The 25425-nt window shown below is 45.8% G+C and carries 18 protein-coding genes; 16 read left to right on the forward strand and 2 right to left on the reverse strand.

Annotation, left to right across the window (positions count from 1 at the left end; translation table 11 throughout):
- Positions 1 to 27 precede the first annotated feature (27 nt).
- The 16 genes from FG11_RS12410 (at position 28) to FG11_RS12485 (ending at position 24064) form a co-directional block, all read left to right on the forward strand.
- Positions 28 to 5646: a DUF6765 family protein gene (locus FG11_RS12410; RefSeq protein WP_047535409.1), complete on the forward strand. Its 5619-nt coding sequence runs from the start codon at positions 28 to 30 to the stop codon at positions 5644 to 5646.
- A 10-nt stretch (positions 5647 to 5656) separates the two neighbouring features.
- Positions 5657 to 6634 carry a right-handed parallel beta-helix repeat-containing protein gene (locus tag FG11_RS12415; RefSeq protein WP_081978218.1) on the forward strand — a complete coding sequence of 326 codons (978 nt, stop codon included), beginning with the start codon at positions 5657 to 5659 and terminating at the stop codon, positions 6632 to 6634.
- Between the two features lie 701 nt (positions 6635 to 7335).
- Positions 7336 to 8109, forward strand: coding sequence for a TetR/AcrR family transcriptional regulator (locus FG11_RS12420; RefSeq protein WP_047535414.1), 774 nt, complete (start codon positions 7336 to 7338; stop codon positions 8107 to 8109).
- Between the two features lie 247 nt (positions 8110 to 8356).
- On the forward strand, positions 8357 to 9370 hold the full coding sequence (locus tag FG11_RS12425; RefSeq protein ID WP_051436879.1) for a GGDEF domain-containing protein: 1014 nt from the start codon (positions 8357 to 8359) through the stop codon (positions 9368 to 9370).
- A 198-nt stretch (positions 9371 to 9568) separates the two neighbouring features.
- Positions 9569 to 10996 (forward strand): sigma-54-dependent transcriptional regulator, encoded by a 1428-nt coding sequence (locus FG11_RS12430; protein ID WP_020183430.1) that lies wholly within the window; start codon positions 9569 to 9571, stop codon positions 10994 to 10996.
- An 18-nt stretch (positions 10997 to 11014) separates the two neighbouring features.
- The gene (locus FG11_RS12435; RefSeq protein ID WP_047535417.1) at positions 11015 to 12469 is read left to right on the forward strand and encodes an AAA family ATPase; all 1455 of its coding nucleotides are present in this window, start codon (positions 11015 to 11017) and stop codon (positions 12467 to 12469) included.
- A 169-nt stretch (positions 12470 to 12638) separates the two neighbouring features.
- Positions 12639 to 14528, forward strand: a complete 1890-nt coding sequence (gene mshL / locus FG11_RS12440) for a pilus (MSHA type) biogenesis protein MshL (RefSeq protein WP_047535422.1) — start codon at positions 12639 to 12641, stop codon at positions 14526 to 14528.
- A 22-nt stretch (positions 14529 to 14550) separates the two neighbouring features.
- Positions 14551 to 15885: a tetratricopeptide repeat protein gene (locus FG11_RS13335; RefSeq protein ID WP_052185045.1), complete on the forward strand. Its 1335-nt coding sequence runs from the start codon at positions 14551 to 14553 to the stop codon at positions 15883 to 15885.
- A gap of 6 nt (positions 15886 to 15891) precedes the next feature.
- Positions 15892 to 17598: a GspE/PulE family protein gene (locus FG11_RS12450; RefSeq protein ID WP_020183434.1), complete on the forward strand. Its 1707-nt coding sequence runs from the start codon at positions 15892 to 15894 to the stop codon at positions 17596 to 17598.
- Between the two features lie 13 nt (positions 17599 to 17611).
- Positions 17612 to 18817 (forward strand): type II secretion system F family protein, encoded by a 1206-nt coding sequence (locus tag FG11_RS12455; RefSeq protein WP_047535425.1) that lies wholly within the window; start codon positions 17612 to 17614, stop codon positions 18815 to 18817.
- Positions 18818 to 20398, forward strand: a complete 1581-nt coding sequence (locus FG11_RS12460; protein ID WP_020183436.1) for a hypothetical protein — start codon at positions 18818 to 18820, stop codon at positions 20396 to 20398.
- Positions 20395 to 21012, forward strand: coding sequence for a hypothetical protein (locus FG11_RS12465; RefSeq protein WP_020183437.1), 618 nt, complete (start codon positions 20395 to 20397; stop codon positions 21010 to 21012). Before FG11_RS12460 ends, FG11_RS12465 begins: the two co-directional genes overlap by 4 nt.
- Positions 21009 to 21482 (forward strand): hypothetical protein, encoded by a 474-nt coding sequence (locus FG11_RS12470; RefSeq protein ID WP_047535427.1) that lies wholly within the window; start codon positions 21009 to 21011, stop codon positions 21480 to 21482. Before FG11_RS12465 ends, FG11_RS12470 begins: the two co-directional genes overlap by 4 nt.
- A gap of 16 nt (positions 21483 to 21498) precedes the next feature.
- Positions 21499 to 22656, forward strand: coding sequence for a hypothetical protein (locus FG11_RS12475; protein ID WP_152604071.1), 1158 nt, complete (start codon positions 21499 to 21501; stop codon positions 22654 to 22656).
- Entirely contained in the window at positions 22653 to 23318 is a 666-nt protein-coding gene (locus FG11_RS12480) for a prepilin-type N-terminal cleavage/methylation domain-containing protein (RefSeq protein ID WP_047535432.1), read from the forward strand. Before FG11_RS12475 ends, FG11_RS12480 begins: the two co-directional genes overlap by 4 nt.
- Before the next feature lie 2 nt (positions 23319 to 23320).
- Positions 23321 to 24064 (forward strand): HesA/MoeB/ThiF family protein, encoded by a 744-nt coding sequence (locus FG11_RS12485; RefSeq protein ID WP_047535434.1) that lies wholly within the window; start codon positions 23321 to 23323, stop codon positions 24062 to 24064.
- 32 nt (positions 24065 to 24096) lie between these two features.
- Here FG11_RS12485 and FG11_RS12490 read toward each other — a convergent pair whose 3' ends face one another.
- A complete protein-coding gene (locus tag FG11_RS12490; protein ID WP_020183442.1) occupies positions 24097 to 24942 on the reverse strand; it encodes an SPFH domain-containing protein in 846 nt (281 codons plus the stop codon).
- Between the two features lie 33 nt (positions 24943 to 24975).
- The gene (locus FG11_RS12495; protein ID WP_020183443.1) at positions 24976 to 25419 is read right to left on the reverse strand and encodes an NfeD family protein; all 444 of its coding nucleotides are present in this window, start codon (positions 25417 to 25419) and stop codon (positions 24976 to 24978) included.
- Positions 25420 to 25425: the final 6 nt, after the last annotated feature.

Below are 25425 nucleotides of genomic sequence, written 5' to 3' on the forward strand. Positions count from 1 at the left end.
AAACAATTAATTGCGACTAAAAATACCATGCAAAATATTCCCCGTATCAGCAACGTCTTGCCACTCAACGTTGGTTTAGGTACTCAATCATTCTTCACCACACTCTTACGTTGTACTTGCCTATGCGTCAGCCTGCTGGTATTGGTTGTAGCGTGGCCAGTCAATGCTGACACAGCCACCAATGCCAGCACAGACCCTACCCAGCCAAACTTAGGTGAAGTGTTGGGGACCACCACCGGACAAGGCACGACACCAGGCAGTCAGGCGGGTTGCAGTGACCCCGCCGGTCCGGCATGTGATGCCGGTGCAGGCAACCCCATTAATGTCATGACCGGCAATAAATACCAGCGGGAAGAAGACTTGCCGGCATTGCCCGGCAATATGGGCATTGAAATCGTGCGTCACTACAACAGCTTGCACATGGGGCTAGGCCAAATCGGTTATGGTTGGCGCTTGGGTTACGAGATAGATTTATATCCCAGTAAGCACAGCATTCGTATTATCCAAGCCGATGGTAGTCAAACCATTTTTAATCGTAGTGTGTTCAACCCCAGTGATTGCGCCTGCCAAGACCCGGCACAGGGCCATGTGATGATCTATCACACAGCGCAAGGGGATGAATACACTTGGTTTATGAACAATGGCAAACAGCTGCACTTTAATCACTTGGGCAAGCTAGAGCGCATCACCGCCGCCACCGGCGAGAGCACACATCTGCTGCGCGGCCCAAAAGGCGAACTGTTAAAAGTCACTGATCCGCAAGGGCGCAGCCTTGTGATGCACTATGCAGATAAACAAAAGCCAGGCTTTAAAGGGATTGTGGCCATTGATACCCCAGTAGGTCGATTTGAATACCTGCACAATAACGATCTGCAAAGTGCCGGCATCAGCAACCTTATTCAGGTGACCTATCCACAAGACAACGCATCTCAGACCACAAGTACACAAGACGACAGTGCACACCACACAGTACGCTCTAAAATCTATCATTATGGTGAAGTTGCCTACGTAGATGCGCACATGGCGCCCGCCAACGCACAACGTCCGCAGATTCCGCATGCTGCGCATCTACTCACGGGCATTAGCTTGTCTTGGATAGATAGCAACAGCCAAGCACAACACCATACCAACCAACGCAGCACAGAACGTCAACGTACTTGGGTCTATGATCAATATGGTCGTGGTATTTTAAGTGTACACGGCACACCCAATAGCAAAAACGCTACACAATCGGTCAAAGTGAGCTATCACGTTGTGCCTTTAAAGCCTGTTACAACACAAAGCAAACAACGTAAACCAAGCAATGCCACACAGCCTTACCCGCGTATTACCCATAACGGCCAAATTGGCCAAACGACGATTACTAATAGCACTGGCCTGACCACCATCTACAACTACACGTTAATTGCAGGTGAATACCGTTTGCTACAAATACTGGGGGCCGGCTGCAGCGAGTGTGCAGCGCCTAATGTGGTGTATGGGTATGACAAGCTCGGCCGACAGACCGATGTGACCAAAGTGCGCCTCGTCAAAGTCAGCCATAGCGATAAAACAAATCAACCAAGCAAACCACATCAACCAAGCAAACCACATCAAAAAGCCAAGCCGGTTTACCAAGCCATCAGCACTATACACACCGACTATGACCTAAGCGGACGTGTAGTAAAAATAAGTAATATTGCCTACCGCAACGGCCAAGCCCAAGCACCACAAATGCAGGTGCGCTACGCTTATGCCAATACCCCCGTGTTTCCACAACTCACACAAGCCAACCGTGCCGCACAAGAATCGGTGCAAGTATTTAACCAACCCAGCATAATCGCTAAGCCCAGCGTCATTGCCGGTAAGGAACACCAATGGCAGATTCGCTATAACCAATATGGCCAACCCACACAAATGACAGAAACTGGCTACCGCCCGGTGTTAGCCACTGACAGTAGCAAAACGCCCTCTGAGATTACCCGTACTACTACTTACACCTATGCCAACGTCAATGGTAGAAGCTTGCTCAGCCAAACCGATGGGCCTTTGCCTAATGGTAAGACCAACACGCCTAAAGACAGTGACATTACGCAATACCAATATGACAAACTGGGGCAATATCTTACCCAAATCACTGCACCTAACAACTTCACTACACAGATTACGTATGACACCTCAGGTGCAGCAATAGCGGGGAGTGCTGCAATGGGGGGTACAGGTAGGGTGATGCAGACAGTAGCAAGTAATGGTGTAGTCACGCAATTTACCTACAATGCCGTGGGTAAAATACTCAGTACTCAGCGATATCCGGCAACATTAAGCTTAGGCTCCGCCAAAACCGCTGGTTTATTACAAGCTACTGCCATGCAATATGATGTGTTTGGCAATACCACCTTGATGCAACGTGCTGACCGTCAAACGGTACATTTGCAATATGGCACTGATGGCAGACTTACGCAGCTACGTGATGGTTTAGGTAATCGCGCGGAATTGAATGTCTGGGGCAAAGACAACATACAAGATGCTAGCCACACGGTGAGTACTCAGCAATGGTTTACTGCCGATGCTCCGGATACCGTGGCGCGTGCTTGGTACTTCTGGCATGACAATCAGCAGCGCCTGACACAAAGACTAAGCCCTGATGGAAGTGTCGATACTTGGCGCTATAGTGATGCACAAGGTAGTGCTGCCCACGAACCTCAAGCGGATGAGTCAGGTTCAACTGCCACATTGCCAATGTCAACACAGTGGGTACAGCACATAGACCCACTCAACCGCATGACGCTAAGTGCTGTGAACGGCCAAGGCACAGCACAAATCCGCATGACATCTGCTGGCTATGTGGATGTCAGTATCCAATCTAGTAGTGCAAACAATACAAATGCACAGGGCAATGCTAAGCAAACAATGGGCACCTCGTCATCGCAACCTAGTCAGATCAAAGATGACTTTGGCCGCATCATTCAATTTAGCAGCCCGCAACATGGGACCAGTACGGCCACTTATAATTCTGCTAATCGCATCACACACATGACCCAAGCTGATGGCACGCAGATTGACTACCTCTATGACGTAAGCGGGCGCCTACTCAACAAAACCGCCAAGCCTATTAGTTTAGTCAAAGTCACATTAAATCAAGCACAACACTTAAACAAATCTGCCAACGGTAGTCAAACCGCCGACACCATCCACTACGCTTACAACGCCTTTGGCCTACAGCAAATACAAAACGCACACCAAACCATCCGCTACACCCAAGATTTATTAGGCCGTGAAATAGACAAAGCCACCACGCTGACAATACAAAACGAGCCAGCAACAGACAATAGCCAAACCAACAAAACCAACACGCCCATCTCTAAGACTTACCATATCCGCACTCGCTACGATCCTCTGGGCCACGTCAAAGCCAAACAACTCATCGACGGCAACTGGCTAGTCTTCACGCAGGATAGCAAAACCGGTCTTACCGAAACCATGCACCTGCACAAAACACTATGGCCTAGCCTCACTAACAAACTAGCGGATTGGCTTAACCTGCCCGATTTGCCATTACAGATTGCGACTAGACAAAGCATCGTCACCGGCATTACAGCGCACCCATTTAACGGCATTACCCATCTAACTCACGGTAACGGTATGAACGATGATTACACTTTTGACTTGGCAGGGCGCTTAACTAGAGTAAGCCATGGCATAGGCAATGGTACGCAACTGCATCCATCTAATAAGACTGGTAATCTCCACATTCAAGCCAGCTATACCTATGATGCTGGCAGACGCCTGACCTCAGAAACTTGGACTGATGCTATCAAACGTCGCCAAGTCAACCAATACGCCTACCAAGGCTGGAACCAGTTGGACACCAAGCCACAGGCAGGATTAACTAAGACAGTAGCTACTACTACCACTGCTAGCATTACAGTGACTAGTGAAGGGAGCCATTACAAATCTGTAGAATCTCAAAATGCAACATTAGACCGAGCTGGCCGTACAGTCGCCAATCCTGACTATCGCTACAGTTACAATGCTTGGGGTAAACTAAGCGCTGTCCAAACCAATACCAACAATAAAACTATTGCTACTTACCAACACAACGCCTTGGGTGAACGCATCATGGCCAGCTACCCAGAGTCAGGCAATAGCAAAGCCCCACAAACGCATTATTACCTCTACGACCATCAACAACGCATTGCCGAATTGGATGAAAAAGGTAACGTATTACAACAATATCTCTACATTAACCAAATGCCTGTAGCGGTAATTAATACGCCACTCGCAGGTCAAGAAGAGATCATTGCTATCCATACAGATAGACGCCATGCGCCGATTGCCGCCACCGATGAGCAAGGCAAAGTGATATGGCAAGTAGCATATGATGCTTGGGGTAAAGCAAACTCAATGAAAAAGGTAAGTTATACCTCAGAACATGCCGTTCGTGCTGAGCTAGTCGAAGCACAACAACAAGACAATAACTTCAATTTAAGCCTACGCCTACCTGGCCAATGGCAAGACCAAGTCACAGGTTTGCACTACAACTACCAACGCGATTACAACCCGGATACTGGTCGATACTTAACCCCAGACCCACTTGGTTTCCCTGATGGTGCAGACCCGTATGCGTATGTCAATAACGATCCGCTGAACAAGATAGACCCATTGGGCTTGTATCAAAGTGATATTCACTACTATATGACCTTTTTCTTGGCGGTAGTAGCTGGCGTGCCTGCGGAGGATGCGAGGATTATTGCACTGGCTACGCAATATGTGGATGATAATTCACTAACACAGCCGTTGCCTGAATCTATGACTCAAGCCGCAATCAATATTGCATTGCAAAATGATGCTGTTATGAACAGACTGTTAAGCTATCACTTTACTGCAACACCATCAGATATTAATTCTGATGGGTTTGCAACTCCACATTTAGTTTACGTACAAGATGGGACAGGCGGACATTATGTACGCGACAAGGCTTCTACTGATTCGGCTTACGTCAATATCCAAGAAAACCCTCAGTTAATAAGGTTATATGATGCTGTGAGCACAGCAAAGTGCAATGCCTTGGGTAGAAATACTCAGTTGCAGTTTTTTGGGGAATATTTACATGCATTCGAAGATACGTTTGGGCATCGGGACTCTAATAATGTACCGATAGACGCCAATGATGGGATTGGCCATGCCACGTATGGACATAACCCTGATTTTACCTATGACCATCTTGCGGCAAATCCAATACCCGGACACTTCAATTGGAACAACAATGAGGTACGCACGCTACAAATGGAGCAAGAGGTATTTGCCAAGATGTTCCAATTTGCGACAGGACAAGATGTGATTAGTTCTGGCAAGGTCACTGCTACAGAGTTTCAGCAATTATTAAAAGAGTTTAATGCACTTAATGAAAATGAGGAGAATGGATATGTGAAGGGTGATGTGACTGATCCTAATAAACCTACACCCTCAGGTAAAAAGATTGATTTACTACAAAAAGCTCTTAACGAGTGGTTTGGAACAGATGTGATTAACTTGAAAGATTTTAATAACGCTGCTTACAACGAAACTGAAGCGGCTAACAATCGTAACAATTTCTTGTGCGTAAATGGTAAGCCATTAAACCAAAAAGACTACCCTGGCACCATCTTACCAACAAGCTGCGACTAGAGGGCAAAACATGCAGATAATCACAGTTTTTTGGATATTAGTTTTGCTAGCAAAAGTTTCACCTATATACGCTGACGAATGTATTCAACTTGGTGTAAAAGATCAGGATAAAAAATATCAAGGCATTGGTATTCGCTCATCTGGAAATTATTGCATTATAGAAATCATTAAAGTTAATGAAGTTAGAACATTCGATGGACATTCGTGGACTTATCGATATCAACCATCTACCGCAATTGGAATACATGCATCAAATGTAAGTATCGATTTTAGGCAAAATCCTGCTATTAGTGCCTCATCTTCAGTAAATAATCAGCATGGGGTTGTGATTAGTGAGCAACATAATACATATCTTAAAAATGGCACTCTGCGTGTGATTGGTAAACAGGCGGTGGGGGTGATTCATAGGGCATTAAGTTCGAAGTATATTTATTTACCAAGTAAAGTTAAATATTTGAAAAGAGATAGTTGCGACGCGCGTGATTGGCAATGTGAAGATCTTTCATATCTGGATGGGCTAGAAAAAGCTCCGTTGCAATACCAAGACGCCAACATCACCATAGACAACATGAACATCTTCGCCACTTACCGTGGTGTACAACTAGCAGACAACCACAACACAATACGCAACAGCACAATCGAAGTGGATGACAACACTGCCATTTATCTGATGGGTCAATACCCTGTGATAGAAAACAACACCATTATCATTCACAGTAATAAAAACAACGACACCGAAACGCAAAAGAAATACAACATTCAAATTAAAGACGGTGCAATTAAACTACGTGATGCTAAAGGCGGTATCATTCGCAACAACCGCATTATTTACAAAGGCGGCCTGTTTAGTGGCAAAGCCCCAGTAGCTATTAACCTGCTCGATTCTAAAGGTGTGCTCATCGAGGGCAACACAGTTGAAGGCTTTGAAAAGTTACTACGAGAAAATGGCGATACCAGTTTTACGGAAAACAACAACACCATTAAATGAAGGGTTTGGCTATGACGCGTTAGGCCACGTGAAAGCTGAGCAATTAATAGATGGCAACTGGTTAGTCTTCACTCTGGATGGCAAAACAGGACTCACCTACCCCACCCCGAAGAGACACTTAGAGAAGACGTATTGCCTGCACTGGGTTTGAGTGTAACTGAAGTTGCTGAACAGCTAGGTGTTGCTCGCCCATCGTTATCAAGAGTGTTTTAGGGTTGTTTACTGAATGTGCTATTGGACTGCTCAAATCTTCCTATAATTTTCATTTGTTGGTTTAACGCCGAGTGATGGATGACTAAGTATGTATAAGTCCTAAGACTTGATGAAACTACGACTTGGTCGGTTGAGAATAATTGCTCACATTATAGATTCTCAAATTAGCAACACGCCATAAGCGATAAACATTATTGCCAGCGTACTTCTCACGCCAATACGGCGCCGCCAGATGTGCACACTCAAATTGTATTACCTACTCTAAGCCTCCCTAAGAGCGCTACGAATATTTCACAAGACATCCATCAATGTGCTCAAACATGTCCCTTGTGGTGGGATTCCAAACTTCTTATTTCTTAACACAAGCTAAAATGTTACTATAGACCGTACTGTATACTTATGCAGTTTCGTTGGTACCAATAATAATAATATTGCTAAAACTCCCTTGAGTAAGATTGTTCAATTGTTATTATTTAAGTTGGAATACCGTGAAAGAAAAAAGATCAAGAGCGCGTTTATCTGATGATAAACGTATCAAAGAAGTTACCCTAATTGCTGAGCTTATTATTGTTAAGCGTGGTTTTAAGGAGCTAACACTGCAAGAGATAATTGCGCAGAGCAGCATATCTAGAGGTACGTTTTTTAAGCTGATTCCCAATAAAGAGACACTGATTACGCATTTGGGTATTAAGGGTATTAACTATTGGTTGGAGCTTATCAATAAGGCCAGTGATTTTGAGGGCTTGGCGAGAGAGAAGATGCTGGTGCTGCATGCATCACAAGTGATTGCTAATAAGCTCAATCGTATTATTTACCAGAGCATATTTATGGCGAATGCTGCGCTTAATAGATTAGCCGTTACGCCAGAGTTAAACTTGATATTGGATGACCGCATTAATGAGCTGATTCAGTTTTACAATAGCTGTATACAACTTGGTCTGAAAGAGGGTAGCTTTTCTGCAAAAAATTACGCCATGAACACGGAGGAGTTGGCTTATTTTATGTGGGCTAATCGATATGGCGCCACAGTGAGCAGTATTAATTATATGCCTTACAACAATATCAGTGATTTGACGGAGAAGTATAAAAAGTTTGTGGATGTTCATTTGGATTGTATGGGATGGAGGCCGTTGTCTAGTGAGCTAAACTACAGCCGTGTGCTGCTGGATATTTATACAAAGTACTATAAAAAAGAAATTGCACAGATTAAGAAAAGTGATTGGCGCGATGATCAGCCGTCGATTACTGAGCAAGAATTTTAGGGTAAATCTTATAGTATTATCACTATTAGTTACCTCGTTTCTCCCACGCTTTTTTCTGTAATTGATACGCGGTGCAAGCTGCGCCGTTGCGTTGTGTCCATTAGAATTAGCGCCATTTCTCCACGTTGTTTCTCACATCAAAAGTGATGCATTCCCGTTATGATTGATCTTAAATAGGGTTTAAGGCTTTGTTGGTTTAAGTCTTGAATAATCATCATGTGATATCGGTTCGGTGTGTGCCAATACTTTGCCAAATGCCTTAGTCAATCCGTTTTTGGAGTCTCTCATTGCGCTTACTAAAGAGCGCGATGCGTTTACGCTTGAGCAGATGCTGAAGCAAGCCATTGTGAATTTGATTGATATGTTTGTGCAGCAAAAAACGCAGTCTATTCATGTTTATCGCTTAAAAGATATTTCCAAGCTATTTCTCTCTGCAATTTCGTTAGAGCACATTGCTGGTGGTGATGATATTCCAGAGGTGTTGTGTCAAAAGCTGCTGGATTGCTACAACGGCGGTGAGCGAGACGTACTCACTTTGGATGATGGCCGCATCTTTCATTTTTTTCCGTTAAAGCAAGCGGTGGCTTATCGCAACTCGGTCATTGTGATTGAGGCGCAATATACCAATGCTGACCTTACGCAAGCCATTATTAATTTGCTGGATATTTATCAAAACTATAACGGTTTACTCAATGACAATGAGCGTGACACGTTGACGGGATTGCTGAACCGTAAAACATTTGATCAGAAAATTAATAAAGTATTGTCTACCGTGCACTCTAAAGCCATGCGCCAGGATGACCATGGGCATCTGCATTATTTTATTGCGATTTTTGATATTGATCACTTTAAGCGAGTCAATGATGAGTTTGGGCATTTGATTGGTGATGAGGTGTTGTTGTTAATGTCTCAGTTGATGGGAAAATCGTTTAGAGAGTCAGACCCGCTGTTCCGCTTTGGTGGTGAAGAGTTTGTGGGTATTTTTGGCTGTGCACAAGAAGAGGATATTCAGCTGGTGCTCCATCGTTTTGCAGAAAAATTACACGCGTATCAATTTCCGCAAGTAGGTAAAGTCACGGTGAGCGTGGGCTATGCCAAATTAACCATAGACAGTACACCGACACAGTTGGTGGACCGTGCTGACCTTGCTTTATATTACGCAAAAAACCATGGGCGCAATCAAATATGTAGCTACGAGCTTTTGAAAGCGGCAGGCTTGTTGACCGAAGACATCAAAGAAGGCGAAATCGAATTGTTCTAAAAAGCTGCGCGCAATACATCCATGACATTTAGCACATAAAACCGATATATTTCAGCTATTTATTTTCTTTTACAGATTCCCTGTAGCTCTCTGCGCCAACCTGAGTTTTTTCCGTTAAACATTGATGGCTAAGCCATGTCAGGCTATAGTATCTTTAATCAATTAACATTAAGAATAAAATCGATTAAGGGTGCAAGTATGGCTGAAACACGTCCAATATTAATGATCATCGACGATGATCCTTTGATCACCGATACACTCCATTTTGTATTGAGCAAGCATTTTGAAGTGTGCGTGGCCGACTCACGTGCGCAAGCCAAAAGTTTGTTGAGACAATTGGATGAGCCTCCGGCACTGGCCTTGGTTGACTTAGGGTTGCCGCCATCCCAGCATAAACCGGATGAGGGTTTTAAAATGATTGGCGAGCTGCTTGCGCATTCACCGACCATGAAAATCCATGTGCTTTCCGGGCAAAGTGATGATGTGAATGTGAAGCATGCGCTAGCTTTAGGCGCGCTAGATTTTATTCCCAAGCCATGTGATGTAGAGCGCCTAAAAGACCTGCTGATTAGCTCATTAAAAGTACAAAGTGTTGAGTTAACCGAGCAATCTGAAGATAAAAATGGCGGTATGCTGGGGCAAAGCTTGCCTATGCAGACACTCATTATGCAAATTCGTCAATTTGCCGATTCGCCTTTCCCTGTGCTGATTGAGGGCGAGTCTGGTGCTGGTAAAGAACGTGTGGCCAGCAATTTCCATCGCTTTAGTAAACGTAGTAAGCAAGAGTATCTGTCGGTCAACTGTGCTGCTATTTCGCCTATGTTGGCAGAATCTATTTTGTTTGGGCATGCCAAGGGCGCATTTACTGGTGCAGCGGGGTCGCACACCGGCTATTTTGAAGATGTGGGCGATGGCACTTTATTTCTGGATGAAATTGGTGAGCTGCCATTGGAAATGCAAGCCAAATTACTGCGTGTGTTAGAGAATGGCGAATACGCGCGCGTGGGTGAGACGCAGATTCGCAAGAGTAAGGCGCGTATCGTTGCCGCTACCAATCGAGATTTACGTGCAGAAGTGCGAGCTGGTCATTTCCGTTCTGATCTATACCATCGTTTAAGCGTGTTTGCTGTCAAAGTGCCGCCATTGCGCGAGCTAGGCGAAGATAGCATTGTGCTGCTAGAACACTTTAATCAGTTCTACGCGCGTGAGACCGAGCAACAACCCTTTAAGCTGGATGACCGCGCAAAAACACGCTGGCTCAGCTATCACTTTCCGGGCAACGTCCGCGAGTTGCGTAATATCATCATCCGCCTGATTGCAAAATATGCAGGCCAAACCGTGACTGAGCAACAATTGTCTGCCGAGTTAGATCTATCGCGTCAAAATGAGCTGAGCGAAGGTCCAGTGGTTTCCAATAATGGCGATTTGTCTGGCTATGCCATGCAACATCTACAAACAGAGGCCAATGTGAGTTTGGACCAAGTGCTGAAATCGTGGGAGAAAGCGTATATTGATGCCGCCATGAAAATCACACATGGCAATTTGAGCCAAGCGGCCAAGTTGCTAGGCGTCAATCGCACCACCTTGTATAGCCGTATTCAACTACAAGAGCAGGGCAGCGCATAATGATGTGGGTGCTTTAACATGTATTACGCACACTTTGGGCTAAAAGAGCCCCCGTTTAAAATCACCCCCAATACCGAGTACTTTTACAACGGCAGCAATCGTGGTGCCGTATTGGATGCTTTGCTATATGCCATTACCAGTGGCGAGGGCATTGTAAAAGTGGTGGGCGAGGTGGGTAGTGGTAAAACCATGTTGTGCCGCATGCTGCAGAACATGCTGCCGGAACAGGTAGAATGTATCTATTTGGCTAACCCAAGCGTGGCGCCAGAAGATATCTTGCACGCCATTGCGTTTGAGTTGGGCGTCAAGCTCCCCAAAAATGCCGATAAATTAAAGGTGATGCAGGCACTGCAATCCTATTTGCTGTCGCGGCACGAGGCCGGTAAGCAAGTGGTGATTTTTGTAGAAGAAGCACAAGGCATGCCGCTGGCCACGCTGGAAGAAATCAGGTTGCTTTCTAACTTGGAAACCAAGCATCACAAATTGCTGCAAATGGTATTGTTTGGTCAGCCAGAATTAGATGTGAATTTAAATCAAACGCACATTCGCCAGCTTAGAGAGCGCATTACCCACAGTTTTAACCTCACGCCGTTACGGCCAAAAGAAGTAGGTGAGTACCTGATTTTTCGCTTACGCGCGGCGGGCTATTTTGGCCCGCATTTGTTCAGTGATAAATCCATTGCAAAAATCTCTGCTGCGGCAGAGGGCTTGATTCGGCGCGTGAATATTCTGGCGGATAAAGCGTTATTGGCCGCTTTTGCCGATAACGTATACTTGGTGACGCCTAAGCATGTAAAAGCCGCCATTGCCGATAGTGAATTTGGTGCAGAAAAAGCCAAAAAAGCCAACCGCAGATTTTTGCTGCTGGGCTTGCTGGGTGTGTTGCTCTTGGGCTTGGCGTTGGGCTATTTAGCACACAGGCTGTATCAGGCACAATTTGCCCGGTCATCCAGCCATGCCGCGGCACTGGCGGTTACTCCGCCAGTTGCACAGCCGAAAGTGCCAGTCGCCCCAACTGCTGAGTCTGTGCCGCCAGCTGCAATTATTGCAACTGCACCGCAAGCTGTGAATACACAGGCCGCTACAGATACGCAGGCGATTACGGCCGAAGTGGCTGCTGTGCCTGCATCTGATGTCACCACTGACCTTTTACAAGCACGGTTGCAAGCCACGCAGCAGTGGATGCGCATGCAGTCCAAGGATACGGTCACCATTCAAATACTGGGGGCATCAGATGAGTCGCAATTAAAAAATCAATTGACGCTATTGGCCCAAACCATTGAGCGGGATAAGATTTATGTGTACCAAACCAAAGTGAATCAGCAAACGTTTTATACGGTGTTGTATGGTGGCTTTGTGGACAGGTTTTCAGCGAACGAGGCGCTGAAACAATTGCCTGTGAGTTTGCAAAAAAACCGGCCACAGTTACGCACGATTGGTGGGATATTGGAAGAAACCAACAAAAGTGCTTAGTAAATTAATTGCAAAGCAATTTAGTAAAGATAACAAAGTAGCTGGCAAAAGGGATGCATAAGGAAAATTAACAGAACTTTCAATAAGTTAGTATTGCAATTTAACCCCCATTGTGCGATAAACTCCAAGAGAAATTATTAGTTAAATTAAGTGATGGGGTTAGTCAAACGTGTTTAATAATAATCACCCGTTTAAATATTTTATTTGCTTGCTGGTGACCATGCTATCGGCATGTGCGCATCAGACCAAAGTTACGCCGTCTACCGGGCATATTGAATCTTCCAACGCGCCAAAATCCACGTCAGAAGTTGCACAGGCGCCTATTCCCAAGCCGGTAAGAAGCCAAACACAGCTGCCACCGCCTAAAGCCATTCTCAAATCACAAACCTACAGCGTGGTGGTGAATGAGGTGCCGGTGAAAGAGATTTTGTTTGCGCTGGCGCGCGAAAGCAAAATCAATATTGATATTCATCCTGCAATACAAGGCCGCGCAACACTCAATGCGGTCGATCAAACGTTGCCTTCCATATTGGAGCGCTTAGCCAAGCAAGTCGATTTGACGTATCGCATGGATGGTAATGTGCTTTACATTGCACCGGATCAGCCAGTGCTTAGAACCTACAAGGTGGATTACGTGAACATGAACCGTGATACCAAAGGTTTTATTGGCGCGGCGGCAGAGATTTCTAGCACGGGCCAAAGTGCGAGCACCGGTGCAAATGGCAGCACGACCACCACCAATACCAGCGGTAACGGTAGCAAAAACAGCTCAAGTACAGCAGTAGACAGTACTTCAAAAAATCATTTGTGGGAGTCGCTGATTCAAAACCTGAAAGAGCTGTTGGCAGAAACAGACAAAGAGGTCATTGTGACGCGCTATGGTAGCGTTGGCGATAAAGAGACAGACACTTCCAAATTGAAGACAGAAGATATCAAATCACAAGCAGATAGCAGTAAAGCGGAATCCGATCAGCGCAAAGAACAGCGTTCTGAATATAAAACCTTGTTTGCCGCCAATGTGATTGCCAATGCGGAAACAGGTGTGATTAGTGTGCGTGCCACCAATAAACAGCATGAAAAAGTGCAGGAATTCATTGATAGGGTAATGGGTAGCGCAAGGCGTCAAGTGCTGATTGAGGCCACGATTGTGGAGGTGCGCTTGAGTGATAGCTTTCAGGCCGGCATAGATTGGAGTCGTCTGAATAACGGTGCAAATAATAGCGGGTTTATCTTTGGTCAAACACTAGGATCCAAAGGTGTGATCTTTAACCCGAACGTCAACTTTAACCCGAATACGGGTACAGGAGTGAATGCACAGTTCTCAGCTGGAGGTACGAATCAACTGAATGTACGTAATACGGCAGGGTTTGTCGCTGGGTATCTAAACCCGACCAGTGCAATCGGCAATATTGCGGCATCGATTACCTTACTTAAACAGTTTGGCGATACTAAAGTACTGTCTAGCCCAAAACTCATGGTGCTCAATAATCAGACAGCTGTACTCAAGGTGGTAGATAACTTGGTGTACTTTACGGTGCAAGCGCAACAGTCTACTGTAGGCGGTAGTGTTGGTGGTACATTAAATAGTATCACCACGACACCCAACACCGTACCTGTGGGGGTGGTCATGAGCGTCACTCCGCAAATTAATGATACGGACAATGTGAATATCAATGTGCGCCCCACTATATCTAGAGTATTGAGCTTTGTGCAAGACCCTAATCCTGTACTCACGGTACAGAGTTTAATCCCGCAGATTCAGGTACGGGAAATGGAATCATTATTGCAAATTGGCAGTGGTAACACGGCGGTGCTAGGTGGGTTAATGCAAGATGAAATTTACAGAAATACCGATAAAGTCCCCGGTTTATCTGATGTGCCTGGCGTGGGTGCTGTATTTAAGGGTAAAAACGATGCCACGCGCAAAACCGAGTTGGTGATTTTCTTGCGTCCAACCGTCATTCCATTTGCCAGTCTAGAGTCAGATGAATTGCAAACATTTAAACAGTATTTACCTGCCCAACAATTAGAAAAAGTGCTTGAAGAAGCGAATCAGTAATTGATGCATTACCACTATTGCGATGAGTTTATTAATTAAAGCATTGGATAAAGCCGAAAAAGCGCAAGTTGAAAAAGCGCAGGCTGAACAGCAAAAAGTTGAGCAGCAGAAGCTTGCGCAAGAAGCCGCCACTTCGCCGCAAAATACAAGCAGAAGAAGTGCAGGTAATATTGCCAATGAGCAAACGGAAAGCACGATTGATGCGCCATTTATTCTGGAGCTGACTGAGCCAGAGCAGGCACAAGCTCAAGCCACACAAGCATTTGCACGTACCAATTACTCAGAGGAACACACGTCAGAACGTGCAAATAATGTATTTGCATCTAAAGCTGCGCCCACAACAGAGATCAAGCCGATTGTTTGGATTGTGTTATTTGGGTTGTTTGCAATGCTATCCATTGCTGGTTATTTTTATTACCAGCTCAACCAAATGCAAGCCCCTATTGCTTCGCCTGTGGTGAGTCAACAAAATACAACGGTCAGCCCAACACAGTCAGCGGCTGCTCAACCGCATACTGCAAATGCGCCGCCTGTTGCGGAAACCCCTCCTGCGGATGTCCCAGCTTTAACTGAACAAGAAAAAACAGTGGAACTGTCACCAGCACAATCTGTAGCAAGCAAGACGCATGTTGCAACTGCTACACAGCAGCCGGAGGCACAGTCTGCAGAGCCGCGCGCAATCAATGTAGTGAGCAGTGATATCAAGATTAGGCGTTCTACAGTGCCACAGTCGGTGCCGACAATTGCTTCAGAAAGTGCTTCGATTAGAGTCTCTCGGAGTGCTTCTGCACCCGCCGTGAACCCTGTGTTGATGAATGCTTATAACGCTTATGTTGCCGGCAATGATAGTGAGGCACAGGCTTTGTACAAACGTGTATTACAACGTGAAACCCACAATGTAGATGCGCTACTTGGCATGGCGGCCATTGCAGAGCGTCAAAATCGTATGGACGATGCGCTGGGCTGGTACCAAAAAGTATTAGAGGCGGACCCTAAAAATACAATTGCGCTGACGGCTACTGCAGGCAATACGGCGGATCGTCAAACGCAAGCATTGCAACTCAAGAACCTAATTGCACAGCACCCTAACGACGCGAATGCTTATGCTAACTTAGGTGCCTATTTTTCAGAACAATCACAATGGCCAGAGGCGCAACAAGCATATTTTGAAGCATTTAGATTGAATGCCAGCGCAGAAAATGCATTGAATTTGGCAGTGAGTTTAGATCAAATGGGCAAGCCAATGCTTGCGCTCCCTTATTATCAACAAGCACTGGCGTTAGTGGCCTCTTCTCAGTCAAGCACGATTGATGTTGCAGCATTACAAGCACGCATGGCTGCAATTCAAGCGCAATAAATAACTATGGCAGAACAAAGACGTAAATTAAGACTAGGCGATTTAATGGTGCAGCAAGGCCTGATTACTCAGGATCAGTTGCGCATTGCCTTGATTGAGCAAGACCAAAATAATTTGCCGCTGGGTAAGCAATTGGTACGCTTGGGTTTTGTGTCTGAATCCATGGTACGTGATTTGGTGGCACATACCATCGGGCAAGAAAGTATTGATCTGAGTGCAGTGGTGGCCGATATCGATGCACTCAGCATGGTGCCGGAAGACTTCTCCAGACGTTATCACGTATTGCCCGTCTCTTATGACGACGCCAGCAAGATCATGGTGGTGGCCATGGCGGACATGTTTAACGTGGTAGCGCTAGATCAGCTCAGAGCGATGCTTGGTGGGCAAATTCAGCTCAAACCGGTATTGGCAGCAGAAGCGCAACTGGAAGAGTTTATAGACCAGTTCTATGGCTACGAACTTTCGGTAGATGGCATTCTGCGGGAAATTGAAACTGGCGAGATTGACTATCAAAGCTTGTCTGAAAATGGCAACGAGTACACACAGCCAGTGGTGCGTTTAGTGGGTGCCTTGCTTATGGATGCCGTGAAGCGTGGCGCATCGGATATTCACTTTGAGCCCGAGTATGCGTTTTTACGTATTCGCTACCGCGTGGATGGCGTGCTGCAACAAGTCCGTAGTTTGCATAAAACCTATTGGCCGGGGGTGGCGGTGCGCTTAAAAGTGGTGTCCGGTATGGACATTGCTGAGACGCGCTCACCGCAAGATGGCCGATTAAATATGAATTTATGCGGCCGTCCGATTGATTTCAGGGTGTCCACACACCCCACCATCAATGGCGAGAATATTGTATTAAGGGTGCTCGACCGCGAAAAATCCATCATTCCGCTAGAACGCATGGGACTGAGAACCAATACGCTGGATGAGCTCAAATTCATGATGACGCGCCCGGAAGGCATCGTCATTGTCACAGGGCCGACCGGTAGTGGTAAGACCACTACCCTATATTCATTGCTCTCACATTTGAATACCGAAGCTGTGAATATCATGACCCTGGAAGACCCGGTGGAGTATCCGGTCACCATGATGCGTCAAACCTCGGTGGCGGAAGTGAATAAAGTAGATTTTGCCAACGGCATTCGCTCTATTATGCGGCAAGACCCGGATATTATTTTGGTGGGTGAGATTCGTGACGAGGATACGGCCACCATGGCGTTTCGTGCCGCCATGACTGGTCACCAAGTGTTCAGTACCTTGCATACCAACTCTGCCTTAGGCACCTTCCCGCGCTTGCTGGATATTGGTATTTCGCCGGAGATCATGGCAGGCAATATCATTGGTGTAGTGGCGCAACGTTTGGTACGTGTGCTCTGTCCGCATTGTAAAGAGGCAGTAAAGCCCAGTGATGATGAGCGCAAAATTTTGGGCGTAAGCCAGTCTGAGGCAGTACAGATTTTTAGGCACAAAGGCTGTAAACGCTGTGGGTTTACTGGCTTTAGAGGCCGCATGGCCATTATTGAGTTATTGCGTGTAGACAGCGATATGGATGCGCTGATCGCGCGACGCGCACATTTGGATGAGTTGCGTAAACTTGCGCTGCAAAAAGGGTTTGTCACATTAGCGGATGATGGCGTGCGTCGTATTTTAGAGGGCTACACCAGCATCGACGAAGTGATGCGTGTGATTGACTTAACTTCAAGAATTAAGCATTAACTGCTAACGCACTGTGGCTACCTACAATTACAAAGCAATTGATAAGTCTGGTCGCTACGCACGTGGTCAAATGGATGCGGTCAATGAGGTGGATTTGGAAATCCGCCTTGAACGGATGGGTTTGGATCTCATCACGTTTAAGTCTTCCGGTAAATCAAGCCAAGTGTTGTCTGGCAATCGTGTCAGTAATCGCGATTTGGTGATGTTTTGTTTTCAGCTAGAACAACTCACCAGTTCCGGCGTGCCACTGTTAGAAGGTTTGAATGACCTGCGTGAAAGTACCACTAACCCTTATTTTCAAAAAGTCATCGGCGGTTTAGTTGCAGATGTAGAAGGCGGTAAAGTGCTATCGCAAGCGCTGGCAGATTACCCCAATGTGTTTAGCGAGGTGTTTGTTAACTTAGTGGCGGCGGGTGAGCAAACTGGGCAGTTGCCTTTGGTATTCAATAACTTAAGCGATACCTTAAAGTGGCAGGATGAGCTGTTTGCGCAAACCAAGCGTTTATTGATGTACCCATTGATTTTGCTGGTGGTAGTATCGGCAGCGGTGATTATACTGATGGTGTATTTGGTGCCGGAAATGGTGAAATTTCTTAACAGCTTGGGGCAAGAGCTACCCTGGAATACTAAGCTATTAATCGCCATATCCAACGCATTTGTGCATTATTGGTGGCTGATATTGCTGCTCATAGCCGCCGCAGTCGTTGGCGTGTTCTCTTTGTTAAAATCTAGTGAGAGTGCGCGCTATCAATTTGATTACCTGAAATTGAAATTGCCGTTAACGGGTGAGATTTTGCATAAGATTGTAATGGCCAGATTCTCGCGTTATTTTGCATTGATGTATCAAACCGGCATTCCGGTATTGGATGCCATTAAAACCTGCGAAAAAATTGTAGGCAATCGTGTCATTGCAGATTCGTTGAATCGTGTGCATGGGCAAATCAATGCGGGCGATAGCATGAGTGAAAGCTTTCAGAATGCAGGCTTATTCTCACCGCTGGTGGTGCGTATGATTAAAATTGGCGAAAACACGGGCGCTCTGGATAAATCGCTCATGAACGTGAGCTATTTTTATGACCGTGACGTCAATGACATGATGCAAAAAATGCTCAAATTGCTGGAGCCTGCATTGACCATTATTCTGGGCTTAGTATTATTATTCATCATGGCATCCGTACTGTTGCCGGTGTATGACTCATTTAGTGCGATGAAGATATAAATGGCTATTTCTAAATTGATTTTATGCGCATCTAACCACCACCTGACAGCAGGGGTATGGTTTGGCACGCGTCTGCACTACTACGAGACCTTTGCCAACACCGAAGATGGCTATCAAGCATTTGATGCGTTTATCAAAAAAAATGCAAAAATGAATGTGTATTTGATCGCGGATGCCATTGAAGAGGAGTATCGCCTAGAGAGTCTGCCGCATACCACCGGTGGCGCTAGAGCCGAGCTACTTGAGCGCAAGCTGAATCAGTTTAATCGTAATAACCTGTTTAGAACTGCCCACTTTATCAGCCAAGATAAAGACAAGCGACGCGATGATAACTTCCTATTTGTTGCACTGAATAACGCCGACTTTTTACAAGGTTGGATGGGTGTGATTCAAGGGAATCAAGTGCCGCTGGTGGGCCTGTATTTACTGCCGATGATTAGCCAATACACTGTGCAGCAAATGAAGTTAATGGCGCCCAATATTTTGCTATGCGAGCGATTGTCTTCTGGCCTGCGCCAAACCTATTTACACAATGGGCATTTGCGCATGAGCCGTTTGGCGCCCATTGTGGATGTGAAGCCTAATCAAATGGCTTATTTCTACTTAGTGGAGATAGAAAAAACACGTTTGTATTTGCTTAGCCAGCGTTTTATCACCGATCACACCGAGCTACAGTTGGTCATGCCTTCTTCGGATAATCAGAGTGAGGTAATCGGTAGAAGCATTAGCCAAGAGCAGGGCATGGAATGCAAAATTGTGGATTCTTTGGCTTATGCCAAACATATCAATATTGCGCCAGATCTCGTACTTAAACACCCAGAGCTGCTGCACATGCAGCTGTTGGCCAATGGCAACATTCCCGCCAATTTAGCACCAGATCAATTAACCAAGGCCTATCATCTTAACAAGTTACGGCAGGCGATTTATATTGCTGCCGCTGCAGTGGCGCTGATTGGCATAGGCATTGCCAGCTATAGTTTTCTGCAAGCCAATTGGGATGCGCGTGAAACTGAACAGCTTGCACTACAGACACATGCGCAACAGCAGCGCTACGAGGAAGTGGCGAGTAATTTCCCCACCACGCCTATCCCTAGTGCCGAGCTAAAAACGGCGGTGGATTTGGCTGCAAGCGTGAAGCAATACAACATTACGCCGGAAGAAATGATGCGTGTGTTGAGTGGGGCGCTAGAAACGTCGCCAGAAATTGCCATCGAACGTCTGCGTTGGATGCAAACCGACAACGTGGAGGTGCAGGATGCAGAGAAAGCGCGTGAGCCTAACGCCAACAATGCGACTTCTCAGGCCGCAACGTTACGTCAAATTGCATTTGTCAGTGCATCGCTCAGTAACTTTAACGGGGACTACCGTGGTGCGCTCAACAGTGTGAATCAATTTGTTGCGCAGATTAAAAATAACCCCAAAGTAGAGCAGGTAATGGTGTTGCAAGAACCAGTCAATGCCAGTTCATTTGCCAGTTTGCAAGGGAGCACGCTGGATGAAAATACATCCGAACAAGTGCCCGCCATGTTTAAGTTGAAAGTGGTATTAAAGCCAATGGTGGAAACAGGGGTGGCCAGATGATGCTCAATCAACAAGATTGGAAACGCTTACAAGCTCCAATATTATGGCTAGGGGTTGCGTTAGTCGTTGTAGGCTTACTGGCGTTTTATGCCAAGAATTATCATGATGAAAAAAGAGTTGCACTTGAGCAGCAACGCACTCAACTAAATCAAGCACGCCAAAAATACTTATCATCTGGGCAAGAGCGGGAAATGATTGTGCAGTATCTTCCGCTGTATCAGCAGTTGATCGCTACAGGATTTATTGGAGAAGAGCGGCGAATTGAATGGATAGAAGCGTTAAGGCAGATTCATCTGCAACACAAACTGTTTAGCATTGATTACAACATCAGCCAGCAAGCAACAACGCACCCCAGCTATTTGTCTAACCTGGGTAGTTTTATCTTGCATAGTTCCACCATGCGTTTAAATTTTGGCTTGCTGCACGAAGGTGATTTACTGACCTTGCTGGACAACTTACGCGCGCAATCCACCGGCTTTATCGTACGCGAATGTACCGTGACGAAACTCTCAAGGGCAAAAATCAATCCCACCATGCTCACCGATTACTTGGATGCAAGTTGTGATATTGATTGGATTACGTTGCGAGACCCACAGCTAAGGACGCCGCTATGAGGCTACTTATTCTCTTAATGTTGCTGTTTAGCTGGCATGTACAGGCCGCAGATGCTGGGCTAGGGCGTTTATTCAGCACGCCAAGTGATCGTATAAATTTAGATCGTTTACGTCAAACCAAAAAAGAAATTGTGCCGCAAAAAGTGGAAACACCGACCACGCAAACAATGCTGCCTGCGGCTGCGCCAAACGCGGTAGAGGTGCAAGGGTATGTCAAACGTAGCGATGGAAAAAAAGGCACGGTATGGGTAAACCGTCAGGCAGTGCAAGAAGGCACGAAAAATGATGAGGTGACGGTTGGGCATTTACCAACGCAGCAGAATCGCATTCCTATCCAAATCAATGCCACAGGCAAAGTGCTGTCGTTAAAGGCCGGGCAAACTTATGATCCTGAATCTAATCGCGTGAGAGAAATACGCAGAGGCGTGCAGGGCGAGAGTGGAAGTATAGGCAATGAGAGTACGCCCTAATCAACAAGGCTTGGCCATGTTGATTATGGTCTTTATGATTGCGCTGGCATTCACTGGGTTTTTATTAAACTTGCTGAACCCGACTACAATCAAAATCGAACGTGATAAACAGAGTGCAAGAGCCTTAGCTGAGGCAAAAGATGGGCTGATAGGATTTACGATACAAGCAAATGTTGTGGATTCCGCTTATTTGCCTAATCCTGATCTAAAGCTTTCAGCAGCGATTTCTGAAGGTAGTCAGAGTGGGATGGCTGGCGGTGTGGATATCTCATTATTAGGCAAGCTGCCTTGGCGGAGCTTGGGGATGCCTGCACTGAAAGATGGATGGGGGGAGTGTCTTTGGTATGCTGTCTCAGGGCGTTTTAAAACCAGTCCACAAACTACAGTTCTGAACTGGGATACGCTAGGCCAGATAGATGTTATACAAGAGGATGGAAGTTTATTAGCAATTAATTTAGCGGCCGTGATTATTGCACCCAATGTTTTACTATCAGGCCAAAATAGATTGCTGACGAATGTTGATACACCTCAGTGCGGCGGAAATTATGATGCGAGAAACTATCTTGATACATACAATGCTGTAAATTCAGTATTTGGAGAAGTGAATTATTTTCTGGGTAGCGTCAATAATAGAGCTGCTTTAAACACAAATAATAAGCGATTTGTTGTTGCCAAAAACGATTTCTATAATGATGGTTTTGTTTTCATTACGACGGCAGATATTTTTCGTCCTTTAATCTTAAGAGTAGATTTCTCCAATCAAATTAGCGCGTTGCTAGATGATGTAAGTTTTCAAGCGCATCTTCAAACAGTTGCCATATCAGGCAATAAAGGAACTGCCAATATCGATTGTAATACCACCAGCAATGCGACTAATCGAATATTTTGTCAGAATTGGAGTGAAATGTTGTTGCTTACTGCCCTTCCAGCACCTGCGCCTATTCTGATAGATGGGGTTGCAACGCCAGCGTGTACAAGAGTGGTTGCTTTTGGCGGGCAAAGAGCTGCAATACAGTCAAGAGCTACAGTAGTAGATAAGAATACCGTGGCTAATTACCTTGAGGGGTCAAACTTGGCAGCTTTTGCAACCCCGGTAGCCAATAATAGTAGCTTTGTGGGTAATGCAACTTTTAATGCAGCAATTAGCAATGCAGATGTATTGAGATGTATATGATAACAAGTCAAAAAAGCATTTCTTTTTCTTCAAGAGGATTTACGCTTGTTGAGTTAGCCATAGTATTAGTAATTGTGGGGTTTCTGGTATCGGCCTTCCTTACGCCATTATCTGCTCAGTTAGATCAAAGTAGAAACGCAGAGGCGCGCAGAGATTTGGACGAAATTAAAGATGTTTTGTTAGGTTTTGTTGTGATTAATGGACGATTGCCTTGCCCAGATGTTACTGGGGATGGCATTCAAGACCCCTGTGCAAATGCGAGCAATGCAGCTTCTACAGGAGGCAACTTACCATGGGTTACACTGGGGCTAAAATCAACTGACCCTTGGAATAGAGCATACCAATACAGAGTCAATAATGCTTTTACAACTAACTTTACATTAAATACTGCAGGCACTGGTGCGGGTATCATCAGGGTATGCACTGATAACACTTGTGCGGTGACTGAGTCAGCCAATGTCCCGACACTGGTTTTTTCTCGTGGAAAAAATGGTGCAATTTTGCCACCTGTAAGTTTAGATGAGCAGGAAAACTCAAATGGCGATGGTACATTTGTGAACCATGGTTTTGCTGATGGAGTAAACGCTTATGATGATTTGGTCAGCTGGCTATCCACAGGCTCAATTATGAATCGTATGGTGGCCGCAGGAAGATTGCCTTAATCATGAATGATCTTCAACTACTACGTTACAGCCGTCACATTCTATTGCCGCAAATTGAATATGATGGCCAAGACAAGCTCACGCAAAGTCATGTGTTGATTGTGGGAGCCGGCGGGTTAGGCTCGCCAGTGGCCATGTATTTGGCAGCCAGTGGGGTGGGTACACTCACCATTTGTGATTTTGATGCGGTGGATTTAACCAATTTGCAGCGGCAGATTATTCACACCACGCAGTCTGTGGGTACCAATAAGGCAGTGTCTGCGCAACAAGCGATATTTGAAATAAATCCGGATGTGCTGGTGCACACTGTCCAGCAAAAATCCACGGAATCTGAAATGGCGGCACTAGTTGTAAAAGCCGATGTTGTTGTTGATTGTTCAGACAATTTTGCTACGCGTTACGCACTCAATCGTCTATGTTTTCAGCACAAAACACCTTTGGTATCTGGTGCAGCCATTCGGTTTGAAGGGCAGATTACTGTGTTTGATTTCCGTCATGCTGCAAGCCCGTGTTATCACTGTTTGTATCCGGATACCGGTAGCGATCAGGAAATGCGTTGTGCCGATAACGGTGTATTTGCGCCGCTGGTGGGTATGATAGGTACCGCGCAAGCGGCAGAAGCATTAAAGTTGTTGCTGAATATTGGTGAATCGCTGCAAGGACGTTTGTTGCTATTGGATGCGCTGACGGCGGAATGGCGTACGATTAAACTAGCACGTGATGCTGCTTGTACAGTGTGTGGCTAAATCTAGATGCTTAGCCACACCTTATAGCGCTACTACTTACCGCCACCCACTAGATTTTTCACTGCACTGATGATATCTCCGGGGACAACAACCAGTTTACTATTGTTGGATTCTGCCATTTTCTGCATGGTCTGAATATAGCGGTCGCCCAATAGAAAAGTCGCCGAAGTATTGTTTTCTTTGACAGCGTCAGTAATCAGTCGGATTGCCTCAGAGGACGCTTTAGCTGCCACTAGTTGTGCTTCCGCATCTTTACGCGCTGCTTCTAAGCGCGCTTCTGCATTTAAAATCAGCGATTGTTTTGCGCCTTCGGCTTCTGTCACGACTGCCACACGCTCACGCTCTGCCGCTGCTTGTCTTTCCATGGCTTCTTGCATGTTGGGGGAGGGTTTAATGTCTTGAATCTCGACAGATTTTACTGTGAGTCCCCAGTCCAATGCTTCATCTGCAATCGCCGTTTTTAATTCAGCTTTAATGCGATCACGCGAGGTGAGGGCTTGGTTTAAATCCATGCCACCAATAATAGAGCGCAAAGAGGTTTGCACCATATTGCGCATGGCTTCGCGAAAGTTCTCAATGCCATAGACTGCGCGTTCAATGCTCGATACTTTAATAAACGCCACGGCATTGGCCAGAATCACAGCGTTGTCGCGCGTAATCACTTCCTGCTGTGGCACATCTAAAATGATGTCTTTGGTGGTGACTTTGTAGCTTACCTTGCTGAATAACGGATTGATGACGTGTAAGCCTGGGCTGAGTACCCCGGCAAATTTACCTAAGCGCTCTACTACCCACTCTTCACCTTGGGGCACAATGCGTACGCCTTTGATGATGGCAACAATCACTAGAAGTATAAGAATAATACTAAATTCTGGCATGACGAGATTCCTTATAAGAGATGCAGTAATGGGTTACGAATGTGCGATGACTCTGAGCATATTGCCTTCAACCGCAGTGACTTGCGCTTGCTGGCCGACTTCTAATGACACAGTGCTAATGGCGGTCCATTCACGGCTGCCCATCACACCTTGTGTAAACTGAATCACCCCATTTTGGGTTGGGCCACATGCTTGTGTAATCGTACCAATTCGTCCGATTTCTTCGCCCTGAGATTGTCCCACACGTGAGTGTGTTTCGGTTTTTTTATAATAGCGCTTCCAAATGACCAACGCGGTGACGGAAAGCAGTGCGTACATGGCAAATTGAATACCATAATGCAAGTTAGGGTATGCCCAAACTGCAACGGCCATACATAAGGCGGAAATGCCAAACCATAATAAATAGATAGTGCCTGTAGCCATTTCTGCGGCAAGTAGTGCAAGGCCCAGTGCTCCCCATATCCACATTGTTTCCATTGCTAC

It is taken from the genome of Methylotenera sp. N17 (assembly GCF_000799155.1).
Classification (GTDB): Bacteria; Pseudomonadota; Gammaproteobacteria; order Burkholderiales; family Methylophilaceae; genus Methylophilus.